Genomic DNA, 12,198 nt, shown 5'->3' on the forward strand with positions numbered 1-12,198 from the left:
CTTAAAAATCGTCGTCATCATTTTTAAATTTTGATAATTTACTAAACGGATTTGAATCATTTTCATCCTCTCCATTGTCATAAGAATCATCGTTAGCAGCAAACTTATAGCTCAACATTTTGTAAAATAATTTAGCCGCTAAAAAGTCTGATGATTTTTCATTTCCGTTTGGACATAATTCTACCATATCAAAACCAACCACATTTTTTTGCTCAAAAACTTGTTTTAAAAACTCTAATGTTTCATAATAAAATAATCCGCCAGGTTCTGGTGTTCCTGTTGATGGCATAATCGATGGATCTAAGGCATCTAAATCAAACGTGATAAAAACATTTTCTGTTAATTGGTCAATAACATCTTCCATCCAATCTTCATTTACAGCCATATCATGTGCAAAGAAAACTTTATCCAAATTCATTTCTCTTTTTTCAGAAATATCCATACTTCTAATTCCAACTTGCACTAAATTAGTTGTAGAATTCGCTTCGTAAACTGCACAAGCGTGGTTGCATTTAGAACCTTCGTATTCTTTTCTTAAATCTGCATGCGCATCAATATGTAAAACCGTTAAATTGTTAAAACACTCGTTAAAAGCTCTAATTGTACCAATAGAAATTGAGTGTTCTCCACCAAAAACAGTTACAAATTTATTTCTGTTAATGTATTTTTTAGTGATATCATGCACTGCATCTACCATTGTTTCTGGTGATGCATTCTCTGTAATAGCATCCGCTAAATAAACACCTTCTTTATACACTTCAGAATCTGTTTCTATATCATACAGTTCCATATTTTCAGACGCTTCTAAAAAAGCTTGTGGCCCTTTATCTGCTCCTTTTTGCCAAGTGCTTGTTCCGTCATAAGGAACAGGAATTATAACTATTTTTGATGTTGACAGGTTTCCATATTTTTCTGAAATTCCTGCATATGTTTTATTTGTATTCATGCTATTTTTTGAAGCTTAAATAACTTCTTCTTTTATTAATTTTTCTGATTCAATTTTACTTTCTGATAACTCTCCATAACCTAAAATAGAAAGCAATTCGCTACTTTTTTGTTGTTTTTTAAATATTTTTGTGATCAAGTTTCCTTCTTCATCTCTATCAATAATTAAATGTTTTGGATGCGGAATTAAACAGTGCTGTAATCCACCAAAACCACCAATTGATTCTTGATAAGCTCCTGTGTTAAAAAAACCAATATAAAGTGGGTTATCTTTTTCATAAACAGGTAAATAAATTCCGTTTATATGTTGTTCTGAGTTGTAATAATCATCACTATCACAAGTTAATCCACCTAAAAGTACACGTTCATATTGTCTATTCCATTTATTTATTGGCAACATTATAAAACGTTTATTAATTGCCCATGCATCTGGTAAAGTAGTTATAAATGAAGAGTTTATCATGTTCCAACGTTCTCTATCATTTTGTTTTTTCTGATATAAAATTTCGTAAATAGCTGCACCAGATTCACCTACTGTAAAACTTCCAAATTCTGTAAAAATATGTGGTACTTCTACACCAGCTTCATCACAAGCTTGTTTTATTTGATTGATAATTTCGTCAATCATGTAAGCGTAATCATAATCAAAAGCCAAAGAGTTTTTTATAGGAAAACCACCGCCAATATTTAAACTATCTAAACTCGGACACACTTTTTTTAGGTTGATGTATACGTTTAAACATTTCATCAACTCGTTCCAATAATACGCGTTGTCTTTAATACCCGTATTAATAAAAAAATGTAACATTTTTAAATCAACTTGCTTATTATTAGCAATTTCACGCTCGTAAAAAGACACAATATTTTTGTATCCAATTCCTAAACGAGAAGTGTAGAATTCGAATTTTGGTTCTTCTTCTGATGCGATTCTGATACCAACATTTAGTTTTTTTTCCGTTTCATCTAATAAAAGATTTAATTCTTCGTAATTATCTATAATCGGAATTACATTTTGATGGCCAGAATTAATTAAACCACCAATATTTTTAATGTATTGATCACGTTTAAATCCGTTGCAAATTACATACGTATTGTCTTTTATTTTACCTTCTTTTTTAAGGTTATTTACAATATCAATATCAAAAGCAGATGATGTTTCTATATGAATATCATTTTTTAAAGCTTCATTTAAAATGTGTTTAAAGTGAGAACTTTTTGTACAATAACTGTAAAAGTATTTACCTTTATAGTTATGTTTTTCCATACTTTCTTGAAACCAACCTTTTGCTTTGTTGATGTTTTCTGATATTTTTGGCAGGTAGGTAAATTTTAACGGAGCATCATATTTTGCTGCTAATTCCATTAAATTAATTCCGTGCCAAAACAATTTGTTGTTTTCTGTTTTAAATTCTTCTTGAGGAAAATCGAATGTTTGTTCGATTAAATCTATGTATTTTGTGTTCACTTGTATTTTTAAATTAATTGTATGATAAATCTGTCCAAACTAAAACAACTGAATATTTTAGAATAGAAATTATAACCCTAGAAAAAGGAGATTATCACTGTAATATTTGCAAGTAAACTACGTGCAACTTTGAGAAAAGTTGCAATTTTTGAAGAATTGAAAATGGAGATACCTTAATTTTTTCGTTGCATTTCCAAAATGCTATGTAACCTTTATTCTCCAATAAAAAGTCACTTCCGAAATAAGAAAAACTAAACATTTTACTTAAACATAAGTGCAGTAAATGTAAATTATTTTTGAATACAAAAAACAAAATCAAAAAAAAAGTAAAAAAATAAATCATTTTTATTTTTTCCCTTTAAACATAAGGATTTCAAAACCTTATAAGCTTAATTTTAAGTATAATCTCGTTAAAAATCTTATCTATAATAAAATTAAAGCAAAAAAAAACGCTGACTAATCAGCGTTTTGATAAAAAATATTTTATTCGTCTATTGGTGGATGACCAAAAATTTTCTCATAATCTTCATCGAAGTTTTCTCTTAAATATGAGTTTAATTTCTTCCTATAATCATCTTTTAACCAAGTTACAAAGTTGTGTGTACTTTTAGAAATACACTTTGCATATCTGTTAATTCTATCATCTATCTCCTCTCCTAGCATTTTTGCTAAAATTAAAGCATCAAAAACATCTTCGCTATTTTCGATACACATTTTAGCATGGTGTACAATCGATTTTTCTAATACTCTTTTAGAAGATTCTCCTGAACGAATAGTATCTATGTATACTTTTTTCATATCGAAATAGGTATCTTTAGATTTTGCAAATTCTTTTTTAACATCTGCAGGCAATTCGTATCTAAATGTGCTTTCTATTTCTTCATCAGAAAGAATGGCATTTAAATAATAATCTGGAGCTCTAAACATTTTTTGCCAATCTAAATCAGCTCCCCAAGGTCCAAATCTGTAAAAGTTGTTACCTAAATCAACAACATCAAAAGTACTTTTATTCTTAAAAATACGAGAACCACGCCCAATCATTTGGTAATACAAGGTTAAAGATTTAGTTGCTCTATTTAAGATAATTGCCTCAATACTAGGTTCATCAAAACCAGTTGTTAAAATACTTACAGAAGTAATGATGGCATTTGGTGTTTTATGAAACCATCTTAAAATTAATTCTCTTTCTTTTTTAGTGTTGGTATTATCTAAATGGGCAATTGGATAACCAGCTTTTTTAAATGCATGAAAAACCTGAATTGATGTATTAATACCATTGTTAAAAATTAATGTTTTTTTACCTTTTGCTGTTTCTTCGTAAGCGGAAACTAGCTTGGTAAGCATATCTGTATTTGTATACAGATCTTCAGAAGATTTTACAGTATAATCTCCATTTGCACCTACTTCTAAAGAGGTTAAACCTACATTATAAGAGTACATATTTGCTTTTGCTAAGTAATTATTATCTATTAAATCTTGAATAGACTCACCCACAAATAATTCTTGATAGTTCTCATACATTGGTAATTTAATGTTTGAACTTAAAGGAGTTGCAGTAACACCAAGAATAAAAGATTGATCGAAAAACTTGAAAATTTTTGTAAAAGAATTGTAATGCGCTTCATCAACAATTACTAAACCAATATCAGAAATATCTAGTTTATCATCATTTAGACGATTTTTTAGCGTTTCTACCATGGCTACAAAACAATCAAAATCGTGTTGATCATCTAATTTTGCAGTAGAGTTTATGATTTTATTACTAACACCAAACTCTTTTAGCATTTTAGAAGTTTGCTTACTTAACTCAATTCTGTGAGTTAAAACCAAAACTTTCTTTTTAAAATTTGCGATATAACGTCTTACAATTTCAGAAAATATAACTGTTTTTCCACCACCAGTTGGTAACTGGTATAATAAATGATAATCTTTAGGTGCGTTCTCAAATCTATCAAAGATTTCACGAAGTGCATCTTTTTGATATCCATATAATTCTTTACCTACAACCTTATTTGAAGTATTTATTTCTGCCAAACGTATAAAAATTTAAAAAAACAAAAATAAGACTTAAATAAGGTTTAATGCAAGTTTATGTTAGATAAATCTTGATAAATCTATTAAAGTAATATCATAATGTGAAGCATTGTGTACAGAAACTCCGTTTTTAATCACTAAAAGTTGTGGAGATTGATGCATTACTTGAAATTGATAGCCTACTTCATCAGAAATATTTCTATAATTTAATAAATCTAAATAATAGACTTTAAGATTTTTATGCTCTTCTGTGAATAGTTTTTCAAATTGTTTAATAACCATACTACTAATACCACATCTAGTTGAATGCTTAAATATAAGTATAGACTCAGTTTCAGATTGTTTTTTTATGTCTTCTAATTGGTCTAATGAAGTTAGTGGAAGCCAATTTAAAAAAGTTATTTTTTCTTTTTTAGGTTCCTTACCTTCTTTTCCACTAAATAAATTATTGAATATGCCCATACAGTTTTTCTAATTTTAAACAAAGATAGTAAACTTTAATCAGTCAAAAAGTCAGTATTTACTAGGTTTTTACAGACATTTTGACTTATATTATATACAAATAACCAATGGTATTAAAATTGTTAATTATCAATTGAAAAAAGAAAATAACATTAATGTTTAAAAACATTGATTAAAAAGAAAAAAGATGAATTTTAATAATTATACAACAAAATCGCAAGAAACCATACAAATGGCGCAACAATTAGCGCAAACTTATGGGCATAATCAAATAGAAAACGAACACATTTTTAAAGCTTTAACTCAAGTTGATGAAAATGTTTTACCTTTTTTATTGAAGAAATTAAACATCAATATTGATGTTGTTACTCAAATTTTAGACAAACAATTAGAAAGTTTGCCTAAAGTTTCTGGAGCAGAATTAATGCTTTCTAGAGAAGCAGGAAAAAGTTTAAACGAAGCATCTATCATTGCTAAAAACATGAAAGATGATTATGTTTCTATTGAGCATTTAATTTTAGCAATTTTTAAATCAAAATCTAATATTGCTCAAGTTTTAAAAGACCAAGGAGTTACAGAAAAACATTTAAAGGCGGCTATAGAAGAATTAAGGAAAGGAGAACGAGTAACCTCTCAATCTCAAGAAGAAACTTACAATTCATTAAATAAGTTTGCTAAAAACCTAAACGATTTAGCAAAAAACGGAAAATTAGATCCTGTTATTGGTAGAGATGAAGAAATACGTAGATTATTACAGATTTTATCACGTAGAACCAAAAATAATCCGATTTTAGTGGGTGAACCAGGAACAGGTAAAACCGCAATTGCAGAAGGTTTAGCACACAGAATTGTAGATGGTGATGTACCTGAAAATCTAAAAGATAAATTGATTTTTTCTTTAGATATGGGTGCTTTAATTGCAGGTGCAAAATATAAGGGAGAATTTGAAGAACGTTTAAAAGCAGTTATAAAAGAAGTGACTACTTCTGATGGTGATATTGTTTTATTTATTGATGAAATTCATACTTTAGTTGGTGCTGGAGGTGGACAAGGTGCAATGGATGCAGCAAATATTTTAAAACCTGCTTTGGCTCGTGGAGAATTACGTGCAATTGGAGCCACTACCTTAGATGAATATCAAAAATATTTTGAAAAAGATAAAGCTCTTGAACGTCGTTTTCAAAAGGTTTTAGTTGATGAACCAGATACAGAAAGTGCAATTTCTATTTTAAGAGGTATTAAAGAAAAGTACGAAACGCATCATAAAGTACGTATTAAAGACGAAGCAATTATTGGGGCTGTAGAATTATCACAAAGATATATTACCAACCGTTTTTTACCAGATAAAGCTATTGATTTAATGGATGAAGCTGCTTCTAAATTACGAATGGAAATCAACTCTAAACCAGAAGAATTAGACGTTTTAGATCGTAAAATAATGCAATTAGAGATTGAAATTGAAGCTATTAAACGTGAAAAAGATGAAGTAAAATTAAAATCTTTACGTTCTGATTTGGCAAATATTAAAGAAGAACGTAATGAAATTAATGCAAAATGGAAATCTGAAAAAGAAGTTGTAGATAACATTCAGAATGCAAAAATTAATATTGAGAACTTTAAAATTGAAGCTGAAAAAGCAGAACGTGAAGGTAATTATGGTTTAGTTGCAGAATTGCGTTATGGAAAAATTAAAAAAGCACAAGAAGATTTAGAAGTTTTGCAGAATAACTTACAAGAAAATCAGTCTGAAAAATCTTTAATTAAAGAAGAAGTTACGTTAGATGATATTGCAGAAGTTGTAGCAAAATGGACAGGAATACCTGTTACAAAAATGATACAATCTGAGCGTGAAAAATTATTGTTTTTAGAAAATCAATTACATAAAAGAGTTGTGGGACAAGAAGAAGCAATAGTAGCAGTTTCTGATGCTGTAAGAAGATCTAGAGCTGGTTTGCAAAACCCAAATAAACCAATAGGTAGTTTCTTATTTTTAGGAACAACAGGTGTTGGTAAAACAGAATTGGCAAAAGCGTTAGCAGAATACTTGTTTGATGATGAAAATGCAATGACAAGAATTGATATGAGTGAATATCAAGAACGCCATTCTGTAAGCAGATTAGTTGGAGCGCCTCCAGGATACGTAGGTTATGATGAAGGAGGACAATTAACAGAAGCTGTAAGAAGAAGACCTTATTCTGTGGTGCTTTTAGATGAAATTGAAAAAGCGCATCCAGACACATTTAATATTTTGTTACAAGTTTTAGATGAAGGTAGGTTAACAGATAATAAAGGTAGAATTGCAGATTTTAAAAACACTATTATTATAATGACTTCTAATATGGGAAGCAATATAATTCAGGAAAAATTTGCAGATCCAAAAGTGGATTTAGAAGCTGTAACAGAATTAGCTAAAATTGAAGTTCTAGGCTTATTAAAACAATCTGTAAGACCAGAATTTTTAAACAGAATTGATGATGTAATTATGTTTACACCTCTAAATCAATCTGATATATTTGAAATTGTAAAATTACAAATAGAACATTTAAAGAAAATGATTGGCAAACAAGAAATTACTTTAGACGCTACTGATGAAGCAATTGCATATTTAGCTAAAAAAGGTTATCAACCAGAATTTGGTGCAAGACCTGTAAAAAGAGTAATTCAGAAAGAAGTTTTAAATCAGCTTTCTAAAGAAATTTTATCGGGTAAAGTTACTACAGATAGCATTATTTTATTAGATGCTTTTGATGATGAGTTGGTATTTAGAAATCAATCTGATTTGGTAGAACATTAATTATACAATTAAGTTTAAAGTAAAATTATTAAAATTGAGATTGCTTTAATCCTATCAAAAATGATTATAAATTAAGGGGAGTTCAGAAAAAGTGGTGTTTTAAAAAACACCGCTTTTTCTTTTTTAACTATATTCGTTCTAAAACTAAACTTAATGAAAAATTATTTCTTGCTTTTTGTAGTTGCAATAAGCTTTTTAACATCTTGTTCTTCTAATGATACTACAACTTATTATTTAATTCGTCATTCAGAAAAAGATAGAACAAATATGATGAATGCAAATCCGCATTTAAATTTTGAAGGCGAAAAAAGAGCTCAAAAATGGTCTAATTATTTTGCTGATATTAAACTAGATGCTGTATATTCTACTAAATATTTTAGAACTGTAGAAACTGCAACTCCAACTGCAAAAACAAAAGAATTAGACATAAAATATTACGATCCTAGTTTTTTGTTTGATTCTATTTTTCAGGTAGAAACTAATGGAAAAACTGTTTTAGTTGTTGGGCACAGCAATACAACTCCTAGTTTTGCTAATAAAATTTTAGGTGAAGAAGTTTATCAAAACATGGATGATAATGATAATGGAAGTCTTTATAAAGTTACTGTAAAAGGTAATGAAAAAACCAAAGAAATTATAAAAGTAAATTAAAACAAACTAGGGCTTGCAAACAAGTTTAGCCCTGATTGAAGCATTTGTCTGAGCTCTTTTTTAGTTGTAGATTCGAGTAAATTTGCTTTTTCTGCAAATTTGTATCGAGAACACAACTAAAAAAAGCGAGTGCGAAAAGCAGGAAATAGCTTCTAAAAATTGCTTAATATCCTTTTTACTCAAAAAGCTTAACTTCAATATCTTTTAAAACAATTTCTGAAACTTTTTTTAATTGATTGTTTTCGAAAGCCTTATCTATATTTACTAAAGCCACATTATTGTCTAAAGGTTTGTAATTGTGGTAATCTACAAAACGAACTCCATTTTTGGTACATTGTTCTTTTAAAACTCTAAAACGTTTTCCACCTCCATTTGTGTGATACGAATATGCCAAATAATCTACCAAAAAATCATCTTTTCCTATCCAATAAATAAAAACATCTTCAAAGTCTTCTCCTCCTCCATTTTCAGAAAAAGTAATTTCTATTTTATAATAGTCTTTATTTTTTATGGTTGATGATGCTAACATTTTTTTATGAACAGCTTTATCATTTAAACCAAAAGGCAAAACCGAAAAATAATGCACCGAATTTACAGCATTACTTTGTACTCTTATTGTTGCTGAATCTATTTCTGCAATATTACCATCAATAGTTCTAATAAAACCATCATTGTTCAATTCATCAGTAATCATATCAAATTTTCTTGATAAACTAAATTTTCCGTTATTTCTGATGGCATTATATTCTTTGTCTCTAAAAGTGAAATTAATTTCAGAATTTGCTACTAAATCTGCACCTGAATATAAAATGGTTTTATCAATAATTTCTTGGGCTGTTAATTTTTTTTCAGTGGGTTTACAAGAAATTGCAATTATCAATATAAAAAGAATACAATATTTCATTAAGTTTTGTTTCATTTGGTCTATAAATAGACATCAAAATTACATTTCTTTGACCAAAGTAAAAATGTATCTTTGTATAAATTTAAAATTTAACTGTAATAGTGCAGAAAAAAATAAACATACAAAATAAAAAAGCGCGTTTCGAATTCGAAATTCTTGATAAATATGTAGCTGGAATTCAATTAACAGGTACAGAAATAAAATCGATAAGATTAAGTCAGGCAAGAATTACAGAGAGCTTTTGCGAATTTAATGATCGAGGAGAATTGTTTATCATAAATATGTACATACAAGAATATATGTATGGCCATCATTTTAATCATAACCCAAAAAGTGAACGCAGATTACTCTTAAATAAACGCGAATTACGAAGTTTAAAAAAAGATGTTGAAGCCAAAGGAAACACAATTGTTCCTTTAAAATTGTTTATCAATGATAGAGGTTTTGCTAAATTAGAAATTGCATTAGCCAAAGGAAAACAAACACATGATAAACGAAATGTTATTAAAGATAGAGATAACAAACGAGATTTATCAAGAATAAAGAAAAGCTTTAATGCTTAAAGAAAAATTAAAAAACTACAATATAATTCTTGCTTCTGGCTCACCAAGAAGACAGCAATTCTTTAAAGATTTAGACATCGATTTTACAATTGATGTCAAAAAAGTAGATGAAATTTATCCTGATAATCTAAAAGGAACAGAAATTACTGATTATTTAGCTGATTTAAAAGCAAAAGCATTTACAAATTTATCAGAAAAAGATGTATTAATTACTTCTGATACCATTGTTTGGCTAAATAATGAAGCTCTTGGTAAACCAAAAAATGCAGCAGATGCATTTAAAATGCTTAGAAAATTATCTGGTAAAAAACACCAAGTAATTACTTCTATCAGTATAAAAAACATTCATTTTCAAAAGATAATAAATGATGTAACTACGGTTTCTTTTAAAGAACTTTCTGACGAAGAAATTAATTATTACATTAAAAATTACAAACCTTTTGATAAAGCTGGTGCTTATGGCATTCAAGAATGGATTGGTTATATTGCTATTGATAAAATGGAAGGCAGTTATTTTAATGTAGTTGGCTTACCAATTCATAAACTTTACCAAGAATTTATGAAATTGTAAATTAATATCTCAATTTAATGATAGATTATTAATTTTCATTAAAAAATATTTTTAAAAGTCTTTATTCTAAAGTCTATTTTCTTCTCTAAAGAAAAATAAAAGTTTATTTTTACGCAAAATTTTACAATACAATTATTACAATGAAAAAATATACGTACACAGAAAAAAAAGATACACGTTCTGGTTTTGGTGATGGTTTAACAGAATTAGGTAGAACAAACCCAAACGTAGTTGCTTTATGTGCTGATTTAGTGGGTTCTTTAAAAATGGCTGACTTTATTAAAGAAAACCCAGAAAGGTTTTTTCAAATTGGTATTGCAGAAGCAAATATGATGGGTATTGCTGCAGGAATGACTATTGGAGGTAAAATTCCTTTTACAGGTACTTTTGCAAACTTTTCTACAGGTCGTGTGTACGATCAAATTCGTCAATCTATTGCTTATTCAAATAAGAATGTAAAAATTTGTGCTTCTCATGCAGGTGTAACTTTAGGTGAAGATGGAGCAACGCACCAAATTTTAGAAGATATTGGTTTAATGAAAATGTTACCTGGTATGACAGTAATTAATCCTTGTGATTATAACCAAACAAAAGCGGCTACTATTGCCATTGCAGATTTTGATGGACCTGTTTATTTACGTTTTGGTAGACCAAAAGTGCCAATTTTTATGCCAGAAGGTGAGTTTGTAATTGGTAAAGGAATTCAGTTAACAGAAGGTACAGATGTAACTATTGTTGCAACTGGTCATTTAGTTTGGGAATCTTTACAAGCTGCAGAACAATTAGAAGCCGAAGGTATTTCTGTAGATGTAATTAACATACACACTATAAAACCTTTAGACGAAGAAATTATCTTAAAATCTGTTGCAAAAACTGGTTGTATAGTTACTGCAGAAGAACATAACAAATTAGGAGGTTTAGGAGAAAGTGTTGCTAGAACTTTAGCATTAAACACCCCTACTCCACAAGAATTTGTTGCAACTGATGATACTTTTGGTGAATCTGGTACTCCAGATCAATTAATGGCAAAATATGGTTTAGATGCTGCTGCTGTAATTAAAGCTGTTAAAAAAGTAATTTCTAGAAAATAATAACGTTTTTGTTTTTAACAGCGTCTTTATATAAACTAAAATTAAAAATTATGAAAAAAGTAATCGTATTCATGTTATTGGCTTTCGGATTAAGCCAAACTTCTAACGCTCAAATTCAATTTGGTGTTAAAGGTGGTGTAAACTACAACTCTAACTCTATTAAAGAAACTAGTACAGATGTTTTTAACGGAGCTAAAAGCAAAACTGGTTATCATGGAGGTATTTGGTTACGTGCCAAATTACCTATTGTTGGTTTTTATATTAGACCAGAATTGGTGTATACCAACTTAGAAAATGAAGTTTTTTATAAAACTTCTAATGAAACAACAACACATACTTTTCAAAAAATTGATATTCCTGTTTTGTTAGGAAAAAAGATTTTTGGAATTGGTAATGTTTTTATTGGTCCTTCTTTTCAATATATTTTAGATTCTGATTTTGGAATTGAAGACATTAAAAATGTAGAAGCTGATGGATTTACGGTTGGTTTACAATTTGGTGGTGGGATCGAATTTGGTAAATTAGGTATTGATGTTCGTTGGGAAAGAGGTTTTTCTGATGTAGAATCTTCTTTTGTAGGTAATTTAGGAAACGTAGAATACGATACAAGAGTAAATCAAATTATTGTTGGATTGTCTATTCAGTTATAAAAGATTAAATTTATATCATAAAAAAAGAGGAAAACGTAATGTTTTCCTCTTTTTTTGTGCTTTACAAT

General features: G+C 28.7%; 11 protein-coding genes. 6 read left to right on the forward strand and 5 right to left on the reverse strand.

Going from position 1 to position 12,198, the window contains the following annotated elements:
* Position 1: 1 nt before the first annotated feature.
* The 4 genes from speB to ytxJ form a co-directional block, all read right to left on the reverse strand.
* Positions 2–946, reverse strand: a complete 945-nt coding sequence (gene speB / locus KO506_RS13445; RefSeq protein ID WP_215995438.1) for an agmatinase — start codon at positions 944–946, stop codon at positions 2–4.
* Positions 947–961: 15 nt separating this feature from the next.
* Positions 962–2,410, reverse strand: coding sequence for an arginine decarboxylase (locus tag KO506_RS13450; RefSeq protein WP_215995439.1), 1,449 nt, complete (start codon positions 2,408–2,410; stop codon positions 962–964).
* Positions 2,411–2,893: 483 nt separating this feature from the next.
* The gene (locus tag KO506_RS13455; protein ID WP_215995440.1) at positions 2,894–4,444 is read right to left on the reverse strand and encodes a DEAD/DEAH box helicase; all 1,551 of its coding nucleotides are present in this window, start codon (positions 4,442–4,444) and stop codon (positions 2,894–2,896) included.
* A 60-nt stretch (positions 4,445–4,504) separates the two neighbouring features.
* On the reverse strand, positions 4,505–4,906 hold the full coding sequence (gene ytxJ, locus KO506_RS13460) for a bacillithiol system redox-active protein YtxJ (RefSeq protein WP_215995441.1): 402 nt from the start codon (positions 4,904–4,906) through the stop codon (positions 4,505–4,507).
* A gap of 187 nt (positions 4,907–5,093) precedes the next feature.
* On the opposite strand from ytxJ, the gene clpB reads away from it, so the two are divergent.
* The gene (gene clpB, locus KO506_RS13465) at positions 5,094–7,700 is read left to right on the forward strand and encodes an ATP-dependent chaperone ClpB (protein WP_215995442.1); all 2,607 of its coding nucleotides are present in this window, start codon (positions 5,094–5,096) and stop codon (positions 7,698–7,700) included.
* Positions 7,701–7,853: 153 nt separating this feature from the next.
* Complete coding sequence (locus KO506_RS13470; RefSeq protein WP_215995443.1) at positions 7,854–8,351, forward strand: SixA phosphatase family protein; 498 nt, start codon at positions 7,854–7,856, stop codon at positions 8,349–8,351.
* A gap of 175 nt (positions 8,352–8,526) precedes the next feature.
* On the opposite strand, the gene KO506_RS13475 is transcribed toward KO506_RS13470, so the two are convergent.
* A complete protein-coding gene (locus tag KO506_RS13475; protein WP_252726866.1) occupies positions 8,527–9,270 on the reverse strand; it encodes a DUF6503 family protein in 744 nt (247 codons plus the stop codon).
* Between the two features lie 86 nt (positions 9,271–9,356).
* On the opposite strand from KO506_RS13475, the gene smpB reads away from it, so the two are divergent.
* From smpB to KO506_RS13495, 4 genes are all read left to right on the forward strand, one after another.
* Entirely contained in the window at positions 9,357–9,818 is a 462-nt protein-coding gene (gene smpB / locus KO506_RS13480; RefSeq protein WP_215995444.1) for an SsrA-binding protein SmpB, read from the forward strand.
* The gene (locus KO506_RS13485) at positions 9,811–10,389 is read left to right on the forward strand and encodes a Maf-like protein (protein ID WP_215995445.1); all 579 of its coding nucleotides are present in this window, start codon (positions 9,811–9,813) and stop codon (positions 10,387–10,389) included. The genes smpB and KO506_RS13485 overlap by 8 nt, the downstream gene beginning before the upstream one ends.
* Before the next feature lie 140 nt (positions 10,390–10,529).
* On the forward strand, positions 10,530–11,480 hold the full coding sequence (locus tag KO506_RS13490; protein ID WP_215995446.1) for a transketolase family protein: 951 nt from the start codon (positions 10,530–10,532) through the stop codon (positions 11,478–11,480).
* A gap of 50 nt (positions 11,481–11,530) precedes the next feature.
* A complete protein-coding gene (locus tag KO506_RS13495) occupies positions 11,531–12,130 on the forward strand; it encodes a porin family protein (RefSeq protein WP_215995447.1) in 600 nt (199 codons plus the stop codon).
* Positions 12,131–12,198: the final 68 nt, after the last annotated feature.

This window comes from Polaribacter vadi (assembly GCF_018861005.1).
GTDB lineage: Bacteria > Bacteroidota > Bacteroidia > Flavobacteriales > Flavobacteriaceae > Polaribacter > Polaribacter vadi_A.